This window comes from Enterococcus sp. C63 (assembly GCF_040887215.1).
Lineage (GTDB): Bacteria > Bacillota > Bacilli > Lactobacillales > Enterococcaceae > Enterococcus_B > Enterococcus_B hirae.
The window spans coordinates 558,754-580,461 of the sequence record NZ_JBFOFI010000002.1 but is presented as its reverse complement, the minus strand read 5'-3'; the positions used below and the strand labels follow the sequence as shown (position 1 = coordinate 580,461).

15 protein-coding genes are annotated in these 21,708 nt (G+C 37.4%); 3 read left to right on the top strand and 12 right to left on the bottom strand.

What is annotated here, in order from left to right:
* Window positions 1-579: 579 nt before the first annotated feature.
* The 5 genes from AB3H90_RS05265 to AB3H90_RS05245 form a co-directional block, all read right to left on the bottom strand.
* The gene (locus AB3H90_RS05265) at window positions 580-2,079 is read right to left on the bottom strand and encodes an ATP-binding protein (protein WP_368016305.1); all 1,500 of its coding nucleotides are present in this window, start codon (window positions 2,077-2,079) and stop codon (window positions 580-582) included.
* Window positions 2,076-2,762, bottom strand: coding sequence for a response regulator transcription factor (locus tag AB3H90_RS05260; RefSeq protein ID WP_005875038.1), 687 nt, complete (start codon window positions 2,760-2,762; stop codon window positions 2,076-2,078). The genes AB3H90_RS05265 and AB3H90_RS05260 overlap by 4 nt, the downstream gene beginning before the upstream one ends.
* 186 nt (window positions 2,763-2,948) lie before the next feature.
* On the bottom strand, window positions 2,949-4,370 hold the full coding sequence (gndA, locus tag AB3H90_RS05255) for an NADP-dependent phosphogluconate dehydrogenase (protein WP_010738115.1): 1,422 nt from the start codon (window positions 4,368-4,370) through the stop codon (window positions 2,949-2,951).
* 209 nt (window positions 4,371-4,579) lie between these two features.
* On the bottom strand, window positions 4,580-4,759 hold the full coding sequence (gene rpmF, locus AB3H90_RS05250; RefSeq protein ID WP_010719637.1) for a 50S ribosomal protein L32: 180 nt from the start codon (window positions 4,757-4,759) through the stop codon (window positions 4,580-4,582).
* A 56-nt stretch (window positions 4,760-4,815) separates the two neighbouring features.
* Window positions 4,816-5,385, bottom strand: a complete 570-nt coding sequence (locus tag AB3H90_RS05245) for a DUF177 domain-containing protein (RefSeq protein WP_010719638.1) — start codon at window positions 5,383-5,385, stop codon at window positions 4,816-4,818.
* A 505-nt stretch (window positions 5,386-5,890) separates the two neighbouring features.
* Here AB3H90_RS05245 and AB3H90_RS05240 point away from each other — a divergent pair.
* Window positions 5,891-6,793, top strand: a complete 903-nt coding sequence (locus AB3H90_RS05240) for a LysR family transcriptional regulator (RefSeq protein ID WP_010719639.1) — start codon at window positions 5,891-5,893, stop codon at window positions 6,791-6,793.
* Window positions 6,794-7,050: 257 nt separating this feature from the next.
* Here the strand turns inward: AB3H90_RS05240 and pyk are convergent, their stop codons facing one another.
* From pyk to dnaE, 3 genes are all read right to left on the bottom strand, one after another.
* Complete coding sequence (gene pyk, locus AB3H90_RS05235) at window positions 7,051-8,835, bottom strand: pyruvate kinase (protein ID WP_368016304.1); 1,785 nt, start codon at window positions 8,833-8,835, stop codon at window positions 7,051-7,053.
* Window positions 8,836-8,955: 120 nt separating this feature from the next.
* Window positions 8,956-9,918, bottom strand: a complete 963-nt coding sequence (gene pfkA, locus AB3H90_RS05230) for a 6-phosphofructokinase (protein WP_010719641.1) — start codon at window positions 9,916-9,918, stop codon at window positions 8,956-8,958.
* Window positions 9,919-10,085: 167 nt separating this feature from the next.
* Window positions 10,086-13,400, bottom strand: a complete 3,315-nt coding sequence (gene dnaE / locus AB3H90_RS05225) for a DNA polymerase III subunit alpha (protein ID WP_368016303.1) — start codon at window positions 13,398-13,400, stop codon at window positions 10,086-10,088.
* 224 nt (window positions 13,401-13,624) lie between these two features.
* Between dnaE and AB3H90_RS05220 the strand changes: the two genes are divergently transcribed.
* A complete protein-coding gene (locus AB3H90_RS05220; RefSeq protein WP_010719643.1) occupies window positions 13,625-13,813 on the top strand; it encodes a YjzD family protein in 189 nt (62 codons plus the stop codon).
* 272 nt (window positions 13,814-14,085) lie between these two features.
* Here the strand turns inward: AB3H90_RS05220 and AB3H90_RS05215 are convergent, their stop codons facing one another.
* Together AB3H90_RS05215 and AB3H90_RS05210 are read right to left on the bottom strand one after the other, a co-directional pair.
* Window positions 14,086-15,282 carry a multidrug efflux MFS transporter gene (locus tag AB3H90_RS05215; protein WP_010738119.1) on the bottom strand — a complete coding sequence of 399 codons (1,197 nt, stop codon included), beginning with the start codon at window positions 15,280-15,282 and terminating at the stop codon, window positions 14,086-14,088.
* A gap of 352 nt (window positions 15,283-15,634) precedes the next feature.
* Window positions 15,635-17,071 carry an NCS2 family permease gene (locus AB3H90_RS05210; RefSeq protein ID WP_368016302.1) on the bottom strand — a complete coding sequence of 479 codons (1,437 nt, stop codon included), beginning with the start codon at window positions 17,069-17,071 and terminating at the stop codon, window positions 15,635-15,637.
* A 305-nt stretch (window positions 17,072-17,376) separates the two neighbouring features.
* On the opposite strand from AB3H90_RS05210, the gene AB3H90_RS05205 reads away from it, so the two are divergent.
* Window positions 17,377-18,186 (top strand): Cof-type HAD-IIB family hydrolase, encoded by an 810-nt coding sequence (locus AB3H90_RS05205; RefSeq protein WP_010738121.1) that lies wholly within the window; start codon window positions 17,377-17,379, stop codon window positions 18,184-18,186.
* 71 nt (window positions 18,187-18,257) lie between these two features.
* Here AB3H90_RS05205 and AB3H90_RS05200 read toward each other — a convergent pair whose 3' ends face one another.
* Both AB3H90_RS05200 and AB3H90_RS05195 read right to left on the bottom strand, forming a co-directional pair.
* Window positions 18,258-20,411: a penicillin-binding protein 2 gene (locus AB3H90_RS05200; RefSeq protein ID WP_010738122.1), complete on the bottom strand. Its 2,154-nt coding sequence runs from the start codon at window positions 20,409-20,411 to the stop codon at window positions 18,258-18,260.
* 259 nt (window positions 20,412-20,670) lie between these two features.
* Window positions 20,671-21,519 (bottom strand): MurR/RpiR family transcriptional regulator, encoded by an 849-nt coding sequence (locus AB3H90_RS05195; RefSeq protein ID WP_034700537.1) that lies wholly within the window; start codon window positions 21,517-21,519, stop codon window positions 20,671-20,673.
* Between the last annotated feature and the right edge of the window lie 189 nt (window positions 21,520-21,708).

Genomic DNA, 21,708 nt, shown 5'->3' with positions numbered 1-21,708 from the left:
AGACGCCCTACACATTTGGTTTGTCTTTGCTTTGTTCAGTTTTCAAAGGTCTACATTTTTTCTTTCAACAACTCTTATATCTTAACATTTTCTTAAGGCTTTGTCAACAACTTTTTTCAAGTTTTTTTGACTGAGTTGTTTGCCGTGTTCTTAACGACTTGATTATCATATCATTTAAATTGTTATTTGTCAACAACTTTTTTCATTGATATTTCAATCTTTTCGTCACTTCTTAATCAAGCGACTTCGTTATTATAACATGGTGATTTTTCATCGTCAATATGTTTTTTCAACACATTTTAAAGTGAAATTCATCACGCTTTATCAGAACAAATAATAATATATCAAGGACTGTCGAAAAATGCAATAGAAAAAAACATATTTTTCACTATAATTTTTAAAAGCGAATATTCCTCTCGATAATTAGTATTTTGACGTTTTTTTATAGTTTTTTCAGCGCGTTTAACACCAATTCAGATACAAAAGTTCGGTTCCGCGTATTTACGTTTTTTATAAATTCGAGCACTTCCCTATATTGTTTGTTTTTTGAATAAAAAAAACAAGTAAAGTTAACCCCCTTTACTTGTTTTCTTCTTTTACAATCGGAATAAAGATCCTAAAAATGGTACCCTGCCCAACGACACTTTCTGCATTGATTCTTCCTTTATAATTTTCAACCAATTGCTTGGCAATGGATAACCCTAACCCATTACCACCTTTTGTTCGTGCTCTGGCTTTGTCGACACGATAAAAGCGATTGAAAATCTTATTAAGATCTTCTTGTGGTATACCTTCTCCAAAGTCTTGAATCGCAATTTCAAATTCGCTCAATGTAGAAGAAATCGAAATATGCACTTCTTTTCGATTGGTTGAATACTTCACTGCATTATCCAAAATAATAATGATTAGCTGTTCAAAGTGGTGACGATAAATTTGCAGAGTCACTTCTTTTGCTAAATCGTCATCTAAAGTAATGACATAATCTGGATATAGTATTTTGAAGTTATTGTAAACCTGGTAAGTGACTTCTTTCGCTAATGTCGTTTCATTCGCATAATGCATATCCACTTGTTCTGCTCTGGAAAGATCAAGCATTTCCTGAACCAAACTCTTCATTCGGCTAATTTCCTGCATACTTGCAGCTAATGATTCTTCTAAGATTTCAGGATCATCTTTCCCCCAACGGTTTAATAAACTCAAGTGTCCCTCAATGATTGCTACTGGAGTTCTTAATTCATGAGAAACGTCTTCCACAAATTGTTCTTGCTGTTCAATATAAAGACGCATGCGATCAAGCATCTCATTGAAGATTTCAGCAAGATCAGCTAGTTCATCATTCGTATCGATTTCCGGCATATGAATATCTGATTGTGGGTCTTTACGAATCGTATCCATCGTGTCTCGTAAGACCTTTAATGGTTTTAAGAAATAAGAGGATAAGAAAAACCCGAGTATACTACTTAAAATCAAGGAAACAACTTCTAATACGATGAGTGTCAATAATAACTTGTTCCGAATATCATAAAAAGATGAAAGTTCATAAAAACTTTGAGCATAACCAATCTTTTCTCTCGTTTCTTTAGAATAGATCGGCTGGACAGAAAGAAAACCAGTTTTGCCATCTAACGTAACGATCGTTGGCACTTTTCTAGTTGTTTGGATCAATGAACGATCTTTTTCATGCGTTTTAAAAATTAATTTTTCATCTAAGTTATAGACATATAGATCCATTGAAGATTGTCCTAATTCGGAAATGAACGAATCGATTTTCATCAAATTCCCTTCAATGATTGATGTGTCACTGATGCTCGTATTATTTTCTGCATTTGTTAAGTTGCGGTAAGTGTTGACTAATGTCAGCTCTTCATTTGCATTGGCTAATCGTGAAGCGACTTCTGAGATCGTTCGTTCGTCATTGTTTCGCTCTTTTGCCACGATTAGATTGATTGAAGACTTATACGTAATGACCGCAAAAATGGTAAAAACAACGAATATAAAGAAAGAACTTGCAAAGGCCCACTTGATTGTCAAGGAGGGACCTTTAAGTTCTCTTTTTTCAGAATTTTTCGGTTTTATCACGAGCGCATCACATAGCCTGTTCCACGGACAGTTTGGATATAACTTTCTTCTCCAGGAACATCAATTTTATTACGAAGATAACGAATATAGACATCCACAACATTCGTTTCGACTTCTGTTTCGTATCCCCATACTTTGTTTAGTAAAACATCACGGGCTAATACAACATTTACATTTTCCATCAAAGTAAGTAACAATTCATATTCACGTTTTGTTAACTCAATGACTTCACTGCCGCGTCGTACGACACGATTTTCTTTTTCGATCGTTAGGTCACGATAGGTGATCGTTGTTTGTTTCGCTACATTCTTGTCTCCTTCAATGTCGATACGACGTAATAAGGCACGTAAACGAGCTAATAATTCTTCAATCGCAAAAGGTTTAACGATATAGTCATCTGCACCATGATCTAATCCTGAGACACGATCGATTACTGAGTCTCTAGCAGTCATCATAATGATTGGTGTATTTTTAACTTGACGGACACGACGGCATACTTCTAGTCCATTTAATTCTGGTAACATCAAGTCTAATAAAATAGCATCCCATTCATTGTTTAACGCTGCATCTAATCCTGTACGGCCATTGTAATGTACTTCTGCATTGTAGCCTTCATGCTTTAATTCTAACTCGACAAACCGAGCTAAGTTTTTCTCATCTTCAATGATTAGAATATTACTCATCAATTTTTTCCTTTCTATTCTACGGGCTTTTCAAAACTCTATTATTATACCGATAATCTACTTAAAAATCTATAACCATTTTATCATGGATAACAATTTTTAAAAAGAGCTGAAGTCTTCTCTTTTCAGTTGACTCCAGCTCTCATGTCATCTTTTATTTTTCTTCATCTTCAAGAAGCGAAAAGATTACTCTTCATGATACCATGAATAATGGAAGATTCCTTCTTTATCTACCCGTTCATAGGTGTGCGCACCAAAATAATCACGTTGCGCTTGGATAATATTTGCCGGTAAGCGTTCTGCTCTATAAGAATCGAAATAAGCAATCGCAGAAGAAAAAGTTGGTACTGGAACGCCTGCTTGGACAGCTAGTGCGACTACATCTCTTACTGCTTGTTGGTATTTATTGGTGATGTCTACAAAATAATCATCTAATAAAAGATTTTCGATATCAGAATCCTTGTCATACGCATCAGTGATTTTTTGTAAGAAACGAGCACGAATGATACACCCAGCGCGCCAGATCTTAGCAATTTCACCAAATGGCAGATCCCAACCATATTCTTTAGAAGCAACACGTAATTGAGCAAAACCTTGTGCATAACTCATAATTTTGCTGAAGTACAATGCTTCACGGATTTTTTCGATTAACTCTTTTTTATCTCCAGTAAATGAAAACTCATTTGTGCGGGTTAGCACTTTGCTTGCTCGGACACGTTCATCTTTGTATGCTGAAATGTAGCGGGCAAAAACTGATTCTGTGATCAATGGTAAAGGAACACCTAGGTCTAACGCACTTTGGCTCGTCCATTTCCCTGTTCCTTTGTTACCAGCAGCGTCCATGATGACATCAACGATTGGTTTCCCAGTTCCTTCATCATCTTTTCTTGTTAGGATATCTGCAGTGATCTCAATCAAGTAACTGTCTAATTCACCTTGATTCCATTCTTTAAAGATGTCAGCCATCTCTTCAACTGATAAGCCTAAAATGTTTTTCATCAAGTCATAAGATTCTGCAATCAATTGCATATCGCCATATTCGATGCCGTTATGAACCATTTTGACATAATGACCAGCACCATTAGGACCGATGTAGGTCACACAAGGGGCCCCGTCTTCTGCTTTAGCAGAGATTTGCTCTAAGATTGGCGCAACCAATTCATAGGCTTCTTTTTGCCCTCCAGGCATGATTGAAGGTCCTTTTAAGGCTCCTTCTTCCCCACCTGATACACCTGTGCCGATAAAGTTGATACCAGAGTTAGCTAGTTCTTCATTCCGACGAATCGTGTCTTTGAAGAAAGTATTTCCTCCATCGATTAAAATATCTCCTTTATCTAAATGCGGAAGTAATTCTTGGATGGTTGCATCCGTTGCCGGACCAGCCTTTACCATTAGAAGGATTCGACGTGGTTTTTCGATCGAATCGACAAATTCTTCGATTGAATAAGTTGCTTTAAATTTTTTGTCTGGGTGTTCTTCCACCACAGCAGTTGTCTTTGATCCAGTACGGTTAAAGAGGGCAACTGAATACCCACGACTTTCAATATTAAGGGCTAAGTTTTTACCCATTACGGCCATACCGACAACGCCGATTTGTTGTTTTGACATATGAACTCCTCCTACATATGGGATGTTCTCCCTAATCTCTATCATTATAGCTTAACATGGCGCTATTGCAAACCAAAGAAGCATATATTTTTATGACGTTGTTTCAATATTAATGGACGAGCTAGTAAAGTTTTAAAGTATCACAAAAAAATAAACCTCAAGGCTCCATGGTTAGCCTTGAGGTTTTTACATTTTCTAATTAAAATGTATTAAGCTTCTTTAGACATTACGTCCTTACCATCGTAGTAACCACAATTTGCACATACGTGATGGCTTTTTTTCATTTCACCACAGTTTGCACATTCGTTTAAACCTTTGATTGTCAATTTGTAGTGTGTACGACGTTTTGCTTTTTTAGCTTTTGATGTTCTTCTAGCTGGTACTGCCATTTTGCTACACCTCCTTGTAAAGTCTTGCACCTTAATTGATGCAATATATTCCAATCTTACGCTTTATCATCTTCATTTGATGGTTCATCAAAAAGTTCCGATAATTTTGCAAGACGAGGATCTACTTTTGTCTTGGCATCTTCTGATTTTCTACGCTCATATTCTTCTTCGGAAACGACTTCCCAATCTGTTCCTTTCGGTAGGTCAGTTGCGAGTTCTTCTTCCTCAGTTAATACGCGCATCGGAATTGCCAATAAAATGTTGTCTTCAATTGATTCTGTCAGGTCAAGTTTTGCATCTTCGATTAACAAAATCTCTTCTGCAGACAATTGGTCATCTCTGAGTTGATATTGTTCTTTTGTCATAAACAATTCGTCAACAGCAAAGTCCATCGGTAATTCAACCGGTTCTAAAGAACGCGTAGATGGAACAGTCAGAGTCGTCTGCACAGTGTAATGAACCAGATAGCCTTTTTTATCAACTGAGACTAACCCTTGGACTGCAACAGGCGCAACATCTAGTATTAAATTGTCTCGCTCCATGAGTTCCGCTTTAAGATCAAGGGTCTCATGAAATGTTAACGGTGTCTCTTGGTATTTTCTCAATTCGAGTAAGGACCATTTCATTTTTCATCACTCCTAAGCAACAAAAGCAATTATACAGGGCAAAAAGGTCCTTGTCAATGAAATTTTCTTGACACCTTACACTTCATTAAAAAACATTTTTTTTATTTATTCGTTATGTTGTCTTATTTTTATTTACGAACAAATTTCCATGGCAACTCGCAACAAATAGAGAAGCCATTTTTTTAACTAAACTTTTTCTCTATTACGTGAAAGACTCTCTGTAAATTTTGACTTTTTCTCCTTATTGTTTCGTAAACGATATGTTTACCCCAAAAATTAACTGATGATTTTTAGAATAACATTCGATCATTCCTACAGAAGAACGATTTTTACTAACCAAGAATGATAACTAACGATATAAAAACAGCAGTTTTGATCGTTTATCCGGCTAAATTCTTCTACAAGTTGTTCTGTGGCGTACATACTTGATGGTTTCTATTTGCTCAAGTATTCAAGATGAACTACAATAAACAATATTTATAAGAAAAAGGAGCAGACGCTTGTTATGAACACACGAGATATCGAATATTATGTTCAAATCGTCAAGCAAAAGAATTTTACCAAGGTAGCCAAGTACTTTCAAGTTAGTCAACCGACAATCACTTACGCACTTAAGCGCCTGGAAAAAGAACTTGACGCAGTTCTTATCACGAGAGATCGTTCACACCACGAATTAGTGATTACCCCTGCTGGCAAACAGTTATTTATCCATGCACAATCTATCTTGCAAGAGATCAAGATGGCAAAAGCAGAGATTACGCAATTACAGAAAAAGAAATTACGATTTGGAATGCCACCAATCATTGGCAATGAATATTTTCCGAAATTATCCAGTTATTTTATTAAATCTCAGCTAATGGACCAAATTGAGATTACAGATGGTGGCTCGAGAGATTTGTATGGCATGATCCACCAAGGAAGAATCGATTTAGCGATCCTAGGCTCCACCCAACCAATTATCGATCAAAAATTAGAGATCGAATTACTTTTAGACAAGCGTTTCATGATTGTTGTTGCTCCTACTCATCCTTTCGCTGACCGACAAATGATTTCTTTTAGCGACCTAACAGCTGAACAATTCGTTTTATTGAACGAGCATTACGTTCATCCTGCAGCTTTTAAAAAGTTAGCTAAACAGGCACATATTGAACCTAAAGTTGTTTACCAAAGCAATGACTTAGCCATATTGAAAAGCATGATTCGAGAAAATATCGGGATTGGTTTTTTAACTGAAATTGCTATTCACCCTGAAGATCATCTCGTGTCGATCCCTCTTTCCGATCAGCTCCAGCCGCACTTTCTGATTTCACTCGCTAAGCGTACTCAGCAAATCCCGACTCCTTTACAAGAAAATGTGGTTGAAGTGATCCAGCAATTTATGAAAACTCAAAAGAAGAACAAATCTTAACTTAGTGGCTATTAACAGAAATGAATAAAAATTAACACTTTTGAATAAACAATAAATAATGGTTGTACGGTAGTCTGCTCGTTCCCCTCTAATTGACACTTTAAGTAACATTAGAAAAAGGTCGTTTTAAAAACGTAGCTTAAACACCCCGACGATCATTCTGTTAAAATGAAGGTTGACGCATGATTCATCTAAAAAACAACGAAAAAAAGGATAAGACCTAGGTCTTATCCTTTTTTGATGATCAGCGGAGTCAATTAGATTGCTGTTGTTTCGCCACGGTATACAATACCACGACGTGAGTCTACAGTGACTAACTCGCCATCAGTGATTGTTGAAGTTGCATCTTGTGCACCAACGATTACAGGAATGTCTTGTGCAATTCCTACAACTGCTGCGTGTGAAGTCAATCCGCCTTCTTCAACGATAACTGCTGCTGCTTTTTCAATTGCAGGCATATATTCTTTATCAGTTGTTGGAACAACTAAAACCATGCCGTCTTTTGCTTTTTTGATTGCTTCTTCAGCTGATGAAGCAACAACTGCATTTGCAACGACTGATTTTTGACCAACGCCTTGAGCTTCTAATAATTTTGAACCAATCATTTGAATTTTCATTACGTTAGTTGTTCCACGTTCACCAACTGGTACACCAGCAGTGATCAAGATCAAATCGCCTTCTGAAGCAAAGCCTAAGTCAACCGCTTTTTGAGCAGCTAATTCAAACATTTCATCAGTTGTTGTTGGTTTTTCAGCAACTGTTGGGTAAACACCCCAGTTAAGCATCAAACCACGTTTTGTACGTTCGTCAAAAGTAACAGCCAAGATGTCAGCATCTGGACGGTATTTTGAGATCATTTTAGCTGTATAACCAGATTCAGTTGCAGCTACGATTGTTTTAACGCCTAAGTTTTTAGCAGCGCGTGCTACAGATAGACCGATTGTTTCAGTCACATCAGTTTTATCAAATTCGTTTAATTGGAAAGTACCTAATTCTGATAATGCATTTTCAGCTTGTTGGTCAATACGAGCCATTGTTGCAACAGCTTCTACAGGGTAGTCACCGTTTGCTGATTCTCCTGATAACATTGTTGCATCAGTTCCGTCAAATACGGCATTGGCAACGTCAGAAGCTTCTGCACGTGTTGGACGTGGGTTTTCTTGCATTGATTCCAACATTTGTGTTGCTGTGATTACTGGGATACCAGCTGCATTACATTTTTTGATAATGCGTTTTTGAACCATTGGAACTAATTCGGCAGGAATTTCAACACCCATGTCACCACGAGCGATCATTACACCATCAGAAACTTTGATGATTTCGTCGATGTTGTCGATTCCTTCTTGTGATTCAATTTTAGGGAAGATTTGAACGTGTGTCATATCTTTTTCTTCTAAAATTTCACGAATATCTAAAACGTCTTGCGCTTTACGTACAAAACTTGCAGCGATAAAGTCGATATCGTTATCTAGACCAAAACGAATATCATCTGCATCTTTAGGAGTAATCCCTGGTAAGCTGATTGAAACGCCTGGTGCATTAACCCCTTTACGAGATCCTAGCATTCCAGCATTTTTCACTTCTACAACTAATTCACGAGTTGCTTCGTCTTTTTCAATGATTTCCATATCGATCAAGCCATCATCGAATAAAATGTGTCCACCTACATGAACGTCTTCAAATAGTTCAGGGTAAGTAACAGCGATTTTTTCTTTTGAACCTACATGTTCAGGATCCATTGAGATACGAGTTTTATCTCCTACTTCAAATTTGATGTATCCTGCACGACCAAAATCAGCTTCAGTTGTGCCTTGAACAGTTGTACGAATTTCAGCACCTTTTGTATCTAAAAGGATACCTACATCTTTACCTGTTTTTTTAACTGCTTCACGGACCATTGTCATACGTGATAATTGTTCTTCATGATCACCATGTGAAAAGTTAAAGCGGAAGACATTTGCCCCAGATTCAATCAATTTAGAAATAGTTTCTACTGAATTACTTGCTGGTCCTAATGTACTAATGATTTTGGTTTTTTTCATTTTACAAAACTCTCCCATTCAATTTTGTTTATTTAAAGCTGGTTAAAGCCTAAATACAAAGATAACAAGCTATACCTATTTTTAACTATAGCTTAAATTTAAAATAACAGGCTTTCAATCTTAGAATGAAAGTGAGTTATTTAAGTCATAAAGTGATAAGTCTGGTTTGTGTTTGTTGCTTTCTAGTGTTTCGATGATATCTGCAGCGACCATTTCATTGTCGCGGATACCCACACATAGTCCACCTTTACCTGCACGAAGCAAGTCAACAGCATAAGCACCAAATTTGCTTGCTAACACACGGTCACGTGCGCTAGGTGAGCCACCACGTACTACGTGTCCTAAAATGGATACACGTGTATGGTAATCACCATATTCAGAAAGTTTTTCAGCAAATTCATTTCCGCCCATTACGCCTTCTGCTAAGATGATCAAGCAATGTTTTTTACCACGATCGCGGCCTTCTTGGATTTTTTTAGCCACAGATGCCATATCAAAATCATGTTCTGGAATGATAATTTCATCTGCGCCACCGGCAACACCTGACCATAATGCGATATCGCCAGCGTTACGTCCCATTACTTCAATAACAAACGTACGAACGTGTGAAGTTGCTGTATCACGAATACGGTCGATTGATTCTAAAACTGTGTTGATTGCTGTATCAAAACCGATTGTGAAATCAGTTCCTGGAATATCGTTGTCAATCGTTCCTGGAACACCAACAGCTGGAAATCCACGTCTTGTCAACGCCATTGCTCCATGGTAAGAGCCATCTCCACCGATAACAACTAAACCTTCGATACCGAATTTTTTCAATTGTTCGATCCCTTTTAATTGACCTTCTTCAGTCGCAAATTCAGGGTAACGTGCAGAGTACAAGAATGTCCCACCACGTTGGATTTTATCACCCACATCTGCAACATCTAGACGACGAATATCTCCTGCAACTAATCCAGCAAATCCATAGTTGATTCCATATACTTCGAGCCCTTCATAAATCCCTTTACGAACAACGGCACGAATAGCAGCATTCATTCCAGGTGCGTCTCCGCCACTGGTCAAAATTCCAATGCGTTTCATAATAATCATTCACCTCATTAAAATACTTTATCCTAAGCAATGCTTAGGTTAATAACCTTCTTTGCGTTAACCACGACTAACATTCTAACATTATTTTTAGCAATTGTCTTGATTTACTGATAAAAAAATGAAAAAAAATGAAAGCAAATAGTATATTTTACCGTAAGTTATTTGAAAACAACATTTTCTGGTTGGAGCAAGTAAGCTAATTGACTCTTCAAGCTCTTACTTCCATCGACCCAATAAGCTTCTGCCAGCACTACTTTCCGTTGATTCTTTTCATGGTACATCACGACTGGAATGTACCCAGAATGTTTCTGAAAAATAGTTTGCAATTGTTTCATCGTTTGTGGATCATCAAATTCTTCTTTGATTCGTAAGTAGCAAGTCTGATCTTGATATTGTTCTTCTAATTCTACAGGATCAGCAAAATTTTCGCCAATCAATTGCAACTCTTGGTTGTATTTACTCGTTTCTGTTCGTCCTTGAACAAAGATCACTTTATTCAACTCAAACAATGAACGAAATTGTCGATAGGATTTGGGGAATACAGGGATCGTGATTTCTCCACTGATATCTGTTCCTTCAACAAAAGCCATCAACTCCCCTTTTTTAGTTCTGATCTCACGGATATTTTTAATCATCACTAATACACTGACTGTTTGTTTCGGAATAACTTCAGTAATTAACCGGATTTTTTTAGCTAATTTCAAGCGTTCATAGCCTTCTGTTGGGTGCCCTGAAAGATAAACGCCTAAATATTCCTCTTCTAATTGCAGCTTTTCTTCTAAAGAATAGTCAGCCACTTCTTCTTCTTTTAAAGCCATGATCCCTAGGAGATCTAAGCTTCCACCACTATAAATGATGTTTTGTATTTTTCCTTCTAAATCGAGCATCAATTGTTTTCGGTTTGGTGCCAATTCATCAAACACACCTACTGCTACTAATGACTGGATCAACTCTAATTTTAGCCAGCGTTTATCTAAACGAATCAAGAATTGATCCACTGATTGATAAGCGCCATTTTCTTTTCGATCTTTTAAGATATCCTCAATGAAGTCTTTTCGGACACCTTTGATCGCAGTTAGACCAAAACGAATCTCTTCTGGATTAATCAGCTCAAAGCCATAATAGCTCTGATTAATGGAAGGTGCTGCTAGTTTTAATTTTTTCTTTCTTGCCTCAGCGATGTATTCTTTTAATTTGGTCGTATTGTGTCGAACCGAATTTAGTAGACTAACAAAAAATGCGCCTGGATGGTGGGCTTTGAGGTACGCCATTTGAAACCCAACGAATGAATAAGCAAACGCATGCGAGCGATTGAAACCATAATTGGCAAAACGTTCAATATAGTCATAGACTTCGACCGCTTTTTCTTTCGAATAGCCCTGACTTACTGCCCCACTGACAAAGTGTTCCCGCTCTTTGTCAATCACTTCTTTTTTCTTTTTACTGATTGCTCGACGCAAAATATCCGATTGGCCCAAAGAAAAACCAGCCATCTTTGCAGCGATTTGCATAATCTGTTCCTGATACACGATGACACCATATGTGTTTTTTAAAATAGGCATTAAGGAGTCATCAGGATAATGGATCGTTTCTTTTCCTTTTTTGCGGGAAATAAACGTATCGATATTTTGCATTGGTCCTGGACGATATAACGCATTGACTGCCGCAATATCTTCAATTGTTTCTGGTCCTAATCGGCGTAAAACATTGCGAATACCCGCAGATTCAAATTGGAAAACCCCTGTAGTATCTCCTTGTTGAAAGAGAAAAAGTGTCTTAGGATCATTTAAAGGAATTTGTTTCAATCGAATTTCTTTCTTTTCTACTTTTTTAATAGCTTTCAATGCGTAATCAATGATCGAAAGATTTCGCAATCCTAAAAAATCCATTTTGAGTAGTCCGATCGCTTCCACGTCATTCATCGTATATTGAGTTAAAAATGCTTCATCTGATCCTTTTTGTAATGGAACCAGATCTAATAGATTCTTATCACTGATCACAACACCCGCTGCGTGAGTCGAGACATGTCGAGGCAATCCTTCTAAAATCGAAGCTGTTTTAAATAGTAATTGATTTTTTTCACTTAACTGAACTAACTCCACTAAGGGTTTCGATGTCCGATATGCTTCGGGTAAGGTAATTTTCAACTGATTAGGGATCGCCTTTGACCATCGATTAGATTCGCTTTGTGATAAACCAAAGACACGAGCCACGTCCCTTAACACCATCTTAGCCGCCATCGTCCCAAACGTTGCAATTTGCGCCATATGGTATTGTCCATATTTTGCTCTGACATAATTCAAGACTTCTTCTCTACGATTATCAGGGATATCCAAATCGATATCTGGCATCGTATAACGTTCTGGGTTTAAGAAACGCTCAAAAAGCAAATCATATTGCAACGGATCGACATCGGTGATCTCCAAGATATATGCAACTAATGAACCAGCCGCTGATCCTCGTCCAGCGCCAGTCACGATTTTTTCTCGATGAGCAAACGCCATGACGTCCCACACGATCAAGAAATAATCATCAAAGCCCATTTGATGGATAATCGACAACTCATATGCTAGACGCTCTTGATATTCAGGAGTGATTTCTTCGACTCGCTCTGCTAATTTTGCGTGGCACAATTCATCAAGGTACTGACCAGCATTTTTCGGTTCTGGTACTGGGTAATGAGGCAGCAGCTTTTGATGAAATTGAAATCCAAAGGAAACCGATTGAACTAAACGTTGCGCACCCTCTAGCGCATCAACCAACTGTGCTTCATTAAACCGTTGGATCATTTCATTTTCAGCAAGTAAAAAACCTGTTTTCGTTTCTATCTTTTGTTGGTTGATTGCTTCCACAGAAAGTTGGCTCCCAGCTCGAAGATGTTTCATCGTCTCAAGCGCAAATAGTTCTTCTTGTCTTAAGCTGGCAATAGGTTGTAATGCACATAAGGAATAATTGTTTTCTGCTAGGAACGTTACCCAACCACTTGGTAGTTCTGAGAAACTTTCAGTGATTCCAACATAAAAATCTTGTCGACCTACTTTTTCTTTGAGTGCTTGCCAATGGGCAGTAAAGGTCTCCGTTTGATTAAATTCAGCTACCACAGAATGTTGGGGAGGAACGACGAAAATCAAATGATCTGATTCCGTAAATTCTGATAATGCGAGACTTTCTTGAATCATTTTTTTACTCGACAGCTTCATCAATTGCTGGTAGCCAACGCCATCTTTAGCATATACCAATAAATCAAAAGCTTGGGACTCATAAGTATAAGTAAGGAGCATGCCGACAATTGGCTTTATTCCTTCTTTGATACATGTTTGATAAAACTCAGGTATCCCATACAGTACATCTTGATCAGTTATTCCTAGGACTGTATAACCTAGTGCTTTTGCCTTTTGGACATAATCTTGGATCCTGATCGTGCTTTGCAACAGCGAATAGGAGGTTTTTGTATATAATTGTGGGAAAAACATGGTCATTCCACCTTTTGTATAGTTAGACAATTAATCAATGCGTTCATTTATCTACTATGAATATAGGATAGACGACAACGCATTTGTAATCATTCTCTTTGATTTGCATTTTTATTATTTTATCACATGGACTGGTTAAATCATAAAACTTGTTTTTTTACAACTAGCTTTCTTTACATTCAGCAAAATTCTGGTAAACTAAGCTTAGAAAAGAGGTGTTCTTTATGCGATATATCGTCACATTATTTTGGTCATTTGTCTTAGGTCAAGTCGTAGGTTACATTGGTGGGGCTCTTACAAGCGGTGGCTATGATTTTACTTTAACAACGATTATTTCATTGGTTGCAGGCGTTGTTGTCATTTTACTTGGTGCATTGGCAACTCCTAGAAAAGAAGCCTCATCACATTCATAAAAGCCAAATGAGGGTGGGACGCAGTCTCATCCTTTTTATGTATTTTGATAAAATCATTTCGCTTTCCATTAAATTTTTGGAGTGGAAAAGTTAAGCCTGGGACAAAAGGTCGTCCCGGGCTCTTTATCATGCGCAAAAATGAATAATTGTTGTTCCTTGAAATAAGCCTGAATTTCTCAAAACATGAGCGGTTATTGCAACAAATTCTTCCCTAGTGTCATCGGAGTTGCGAGGTTTTAACGAAAGCGACACACGATCTTTTCATCATCTGATCAGAAGCGTTGTCGAAGAACTTTTCTGAAGTTAAATAAAGATAATAAGATATTAGATAAAACAAAGAGGCTTGTAGCAATGAACACTGCGCGATAGTTAAAGGCATGCGCAACCGTCGAGCCCACCATCGGTCCAAAGACTTGTCCAAAATTACTACACATTTGATTGTAACTATAGATTCGACTCACTCCTTCTGGCGGCGTGATCTTACTGATGAGTGTATTGATGGATGGCATTAACGCTCCCGTTGAAAAACCAAGAATAAACCGTAAGATCCCCAACTGTAAAGGGGTCGCTACAATAGCCATGGGCAAGTAGCAACAAAAAGATAAGGTTAGCCCTGCAAGCAGTACTTTTTGGTTCCCTATTTTATCCCCTAATTTCCCTAGTTTAGGAGAGGAAAAAACTGCAGACACACCTGAAATCGAAACGATTAACCCACTAACAAATAAAATATTTCCTGAATTCCCGCTTAGCTCACGAATATATAGGGTCAAAATAGGACTGATAGTTGTGATACCAATTTGAAGAATCAAAGTGGTCACAAATAATCCGATCAGAATGGATAAATGATCCATTTTGGCAAAGATTTCTTTTGTACTGATCATATCATTTTTTTCTACTGGTTGAAAATCTTCTTTTACCAAGAAAATGGTTAAAAGTGTTGTCACAAGTAATAATACCCCAGTAATCAAGAAAACATTCTCCATACCAAACCACTGCGCCAACGCACCTCCCATTGATGGTCCGATCAAACTGCCGGCAATCGCTCCAGTCGATAAAGTTCCTAATGCCCAACCACTTTTTTCTTTTGGCGCTTGTGAAGCAATCATCGCAGTCGCGTTAGGAATATAACCTGATAAAATGCCATTTAAAAAACGCATGACCAGTAACCAATACGCATTGGGAACAAAGGCCAGCGATCCCATCGTTACCGTCATCCCTGCGGCAGCTCGGATCATCATGAGCTTTCGCCCTTTACGATCTGCCAAATTCCCCCATATTGGCGCTACGATAGCTGAAGCAAAGGCAGTAACCGATATCGCTAGACCGGAAAACAACTCAACTTGATCACTTGGTGTACCCAATTGTTCTACATATACAGGAATAAATGGCATAACTAAACTAAAACTAGCCCCTGTAAAAAAGCAGCCGATCCAAGCCACGAATAAATTTTTCTTCCATTGTATCTTCATTGATCATCCTCATTTCTTTATGTTTCTTTGCAAAAAATTTCTTTTTGAAACAGCATAAATTATGTATTGTTACTATATAGACGAAAGGTTTTGTTCCGAGCAGTACTATCTTCTACTTATTTACTATCTTAACAGTGAAAATCTTATGTTACAAAAAAACACTCTTAACAACTATATAAAATCGTTAAGAGTGCAAATACTACTTTTTTCGAATCATTCAAATGGTGATGGCAAAAAGCGTTTTTTCTTATTAAATTTGTGCTACTTTTTATTGTAAACTTACTCATGTTGCTGTTTCCTGACTTTTTAGCTGGTTCTTTAAGAAAATAGTTCAGCTACCAGTTAGGCTGGTTTACATCGTTGCTAAAATAATAAAGTTAAGGATAAACAAGACCACAACGATCCATAATGGAATTGAAATTTCTTTGAATTTCCCTTTGATTACTTTGACGATCGTGTAAAAAATGAAGCCGACAGCAATCCCATAAGAGATGCTATAGCATAATCCCATAAAGATTGAAGCAAAGAATGCTGGTAGTGCTTCTTCCAGGTCAAGCCAATTGATATCTGTGAATGAAGCCATCATCATCACACCAACTAAAATCAATGCAGGTGCAGTTGCTTGAGTTGGAACGATAGAAATCAATGGTGAAAAGAAACTACTTAATGCAAATAAGACTGCAACCACTACTGAGGTCAAACCTGTTCGTCCACCAGCACCGATACCTGCAGCAGATTCTACATAAGTCGTCGTATTTGATGTTCCAAAGATTGCTCCTACAGATGTCGCAATGGCATCGGCAAAGAGCGCTTTATCCATTTTTGTCTTGAAACCTTTGCCATCTTCTAATGCTTCTTCATCTTCTTTTGAGAAGATCCCCGTACGGCGACCTGTTCCAATGAACGTCCCAATCGTATCAAATGTATCCGATAAACTAAACGCAATGATCGTCATGATTACTTGTGGAATCTTTGAAGAATCACTAAATAATGATTGCATCCCCTCTGGTCCAAAAGCAGCACCAAAAGTCGTGCCTAATTCTTTGAATGAACTTCCTAATGAATTGGCTTGCCAATCAATCGTACTTAAATCAACGACCCCCATCATAATCCCTAAGATAGTGGTTGCCACGATCCCGATCAACATCGCACCACGAACATTTTTTACCACCAGGATCGCTGTTAAAATCAAACCGATCACAGCTAATAAAATCGGTGCATTATTGAAGTTGGCTAAAGCTGGAACGATCCCACCATTGATTGTGACATTCGTTGCCTTGCCTCCGTCAATCACCGAACTAGTGATTGCTGCCTGATCAGCTGAAAAAGAGAGAAATCCTGCATTTTTGATCCCAACATAAGCGACAAAGATCCCGATCCCGCCTCCAATCGCATGTTGTAGACTTTCAGGAATGGAATGAATGATCAATTTTCGTATTTTGGTCACAGTAATAAAAATGTTGACCATCCCACAAATAAAGACCATAGCTAAAGCTTGTTGCCAAGAATAACCTAATCCAAAAACTACTGTAAAAGTAAAAAAGGCATTTAATCCCATTCCAGGTGCTTGCGCATACGGTACATTTGCAAACAACCCCATTACCAAAGTACCAATGATCGAAGCGATGATTGTTGCTAAGAACACTGCCTGAAAAGGCATCCCTGATGCTGACAAAATGGTTGGATTTACAAATAAGATATAACTCATTGCAAAGAATGTCGTAACCCCAGCCATGATTTCTGTTGGTACATTTGTCTTATTTTTCTTTAATTGGAAAAACTTTTCCATAAAAAATTTCCACTCCCTGAATTTTTTTGACGTAAAATCAAATAATAAAATAAGTCAATTATTCCGTTTACGTCGAACAATTATTGATTATAATTATAGTTCGTTCGCTTTTCAATAAAATCATTAAAAAAAGCAATAAAAAAATGCTTAATGTTCGTGTTTTACCTTATAAATGGTTATTGAACAAAATGTATCCGTTCTCTTTAATTTAAAAAAGACTTCTTTTCCCCTTACATTTGCACCTTGTTAAAAAAAATATATGTGCTAGACTGAAACACATACTAGCATTGAAAGGAATGACATTTTTGAATAGAAAGCTCATTGCCATTGATTTAGACGGAACAACTTTAAATCCCGATTCAATCATTACTTCAAAAACTGAAGAAACATTAAAAAAAGCGATTAACGCTGGTCACCATGTCAGTATTGCTACTGGGCGCCCCTTCCGAATGAGTTATCATTATTATCAGCAATTAGGATTGTCTACACCGATGGTCAACTTTAACGGTGCTTTAGTACATATCCCTAATCAATATTGGGCTCATGAAAAAGAAACCTCGATCGATAAACGCATCGTATTCGAGATTTTAGCTCAAAAACGCCAATTGAATTTAGATTTCATTGCTGCAGAAAATCGTGAAACTTATTTTATTGACAGCTTTGATTTTTTTGATGAAAAAATTTTTGCTGCATCAAATCCCAGCCCTCAAAATTTATTATCGCCTAAAAATCTGACAACTGATCCAACCTCTTTACTGGTTCGAACAGAAAAATGCTATGCTGAACAAGTTTCAGCTGAATTAACCCGTCAATTCGGTAATTTTGTTGATGTTCGTACTTGGGGAGGACCAATGGCTATTTTAGAAATCGTTTCTAAAGGAATTGAAAAAGCCAAAGGCGTTCATCGCATTGCCAATTACCTTGATATCGATCAAAAAGATGTCATTGCTTTTGGTGACGAACATAACGATTTGGAACTATTAGAATATGCTGGCTGGGGAGTTGCAATGAAAAATGGTACCGATCAATTAAAAGGCGTTGCTAACGATGTCACTGAACACACCAACCAAGAAGATGGCTTAGCTACGTATCTAGAAGACTTATTAGCCCTTTAAAATCAAAAAAGACCGTTCCAGAGAAAACAAATTGTATTTCTCTGGAACGGTCTTTTTAGTTGTTGGTCTTTTTATTTTGCCATGAACATATCGTAGTAAGTGTCCATGATTTCTTTTGCAATGACTAGATTCATATGATCTTTTTCATCTAATAAGTTCGGTAGAACGACACTAATTGCAATTTGTGGGTTATCACTCGGACCATAGGCCACGATATTACTATTTACTGTGGTAATATCTGGATGACCTTCAGCTACAGTTTCGGCTGTACCAGTCTTAGCAGACAAATCCATTTTTGCACTAGCTAAAGGTTTAGCTGTCGTATACGCATCTGTTCCATGAACAACTTGATGGAATCCTTCACGAAGGATCGACATATCAGCTGGAGAAATATCAACGGTATCTTCGACTTTTGTTTCCAGCTCTTTTTTCACCGGACCAAGGTTCCCATTTTCATCATTTCCATAGATTCCCTTGACTAAACGAGGTTGGATTCTCTTACCACCATTGGCTACAGTTGAAGCATATTGCGCTAATTGGATCGGTGTATAGGTATCAAACTGACCAAAAGCTAAGTCAGTAAAGTTACCTGGTGTGTACCATTGAGCACCATTATCTGCATTAAATTTCTTCATAAAATCAACAGAACGAGAAATCCCTGGTGATTCATTTGGTAGATCAATCCCAGTTTTTGTTCCTAAGCCAAACTGTTTGAACGCTTTACGTAATTCTTCATAGGCTTTTGACTCTTCATTTAGTGAAGGAAGTCCCATATTTGGTGTATATTCCAATCCCAGCATTTTCAACGCAACTTTGATCATATACGTATTCGATGATAGTTCAAGTGCTTTGACTGCATTGATTGCAATACGCCCGCTTCGATTAAAGACCGAACTCTTTTCAGAAGAGCCTTGTAATTTGATTGGCTCATCGACTAACACTTGGTTACCTGAGATCACATTCGTTTGCCAACCAGCAGTTAACGTACCTGCTTTGACTACTGACCCTGGAGTAAAGGCGCTAGTAATATTCCCCAAAGCATTTTCTGTCAACTCTTTGGACCCTTCTTGGTGACTAAATCCTGTCATAGCCAATATTTCACCGGTTTGTGGATTCATCGCTACTGCATACGCCCCTGGCGAATAAGTCGCTTTTCCACTATCCACTAATTTTTGGTAGTTTGTCTTTAAGATATTTTCGACTTTGGCTTGGAAATCAGCGTTAAGAGACAACATGAGGTTGGACCCTTTTTCACCAGCAAAGATTTCTTTTTGATTCGTTACATTCCCATTACTATCGAGGGTTACTTCATATTGGGTTTTTGTTCCTTGTAAAACATCTTCATATTGCTTTTCAAGGTAACTTTGTCCCACACGATCATTACGAGAATAGCCTTTAGCTAAGTATTCATCTACTTCATCAGCTGGTAAACCTTGTTTTTCTGTTGTCACACTACCTAAAATACTTTTGATTGAGTCAGCAGCCGTGTATTGACGTGTCCAGTCGGTTCCTGTGGATACTCCAGGTAGTTCTGAAGCATGTTCGGAAACAACCGCTAATTCTTGATCAGTCACACCTGAATTTTTGATAAATACCGTGTTCAATTCATACGCACTATTCATGCGTTTAAAAATTGTCGCGATTTTTAATTGTTCTTCATTGAAGTTGATTTCACTATCAGTTACTTTGTCAACTAACGCTTTGTATTGATCGCTGGAATCAAGTTGTTTTTCCTTTGCTGTTAAGCGTTCCGTTGCTTCTTTCAAATGCTTAGGATCAGCTAACCAAAAGTCTTTTTTATCTCGTTCAGTTAAATTTTCATCAACTGGCACATTGATTAATTGATTTAGTCTTGTCGCTACTTTAAGCAGATCCTCTGCCGTCATTTTTGTTCCTCTGGTGAAAGTAATTGCTTGATTCGCTTGGTTCGTCACCAATGGTTTACCTGTCGAATCGTAAATCATCCCCCTCGGAGAACTGGTTTGGATCGTTAGTGTCGATGATGATTTCACTTTGGCTTCCATTGCTTCGCCATTAACGATTTGTAGATAACCTAATCGTGCAATCAATGCGACGAATAATGTAAATATGATGAAAAAAAGAAAATTCAACCGAAAAGGGACATGGGAACGTCGAAATGTTTTGTTTTTCGGCTCTTGTGCACCTTTTTTCAATTTATCCATCCATGAATTGTTTAATAGTTTTTTCATAAACTCTCTCATCATTCCTATCTTTTTCCTACTTACTGTTATGTTTCATTGTACCTAAATTTCTTGAAATAAAAAAGAAGAAACGAAAATCACTAATAAATTCTTTAACTTATTTCAAGTTGATATTCTTTTTTTGTTTCACAGGATAAAATCGTATCAAGTTTTCAAACAATTCAAACCTTTAAAAAATAAAGTTTTTTATTTAATTCATCATTTTCTTATCGTGAAACACAACAAATGATATTTTTACTGTGGAAAACTTTTTATAATGTTCTTACCGTTTTGAACCAAAGTATCCTTTAATTACTTGTCTGGTTTCACGAACTTTTTCCCCCAACTGTTCATTCTTTGTCATATATAAATAAAAAATAATATCGATAGTAACAAACTGAGCCAGCAAAGAATTTGTAGCAGCGCTTCGATTGGTAATTTCCTTTGGACGTGAGGTTTGTACAACAACATCCGCCAACTTACTTAAAGGATTATTTCCAAATTGCGTTAAAGCAATTACCTCAATGCCTAAATCTTTTGCGATTTCTCCAACTGCTACGACATCCGCGCTACTACCAGAATTGGAGACTAACCATAATACTTTTTTGGTTTCATTGCTTACTAATTGAGGAAGTAAAACATGGATATCTTTTTCAAAAATAATGGGTTTGCCTACTCTAGACCATTTTTGCAAAATGTCTTCCACCACTAAAGATGAAGCGCCCACGCCATATAAAAAGACTGTTTCAGCACTTTCCAGGGTCTCAACCACTTCTTGAATTTTTTCTTCATTTAAAATGTCCACCGTTTCTTTGATTGCCACTTGCGCATTATTTCCCAAAATGTGTTTGATCGAATAAAATGATTCGTTTGGATGAATATCACTGAAGCCTTCAACGATACCGGTTTGTAACTCGGTCGAAATATTTATTTTGAAGTCAGTCAAACTTTGAAACCCAATTTTTTTGGAAAATCGGACAACTGTGGGCGCACTTAACCCAGCAGCTTCTGCTAACTCGTTCGCAGTCATCGTGGGAATTTTTTCTACATTTTTGATGATATAATCAGCGAGCTTTTTTTCAGTTGAAGAATACTCCTCCATCATGCTCTCAATACGGCTAATAACGCTCATTTGTCTCACTTCCTTTTTCTCTTCCAGTCTAGCTAAGTATACCATATCCCACTAATAAGATCGTGACGTCTGACAATAAAATTTTGTCATCATCTGTAAATAAATGTTGGAGAAAAAGTATGAGGCTAAAAAATAATTGATGAGGTTCAGCTACAGCAATAAAGCCCAAGGCAAGCCTTGGACTCTAAG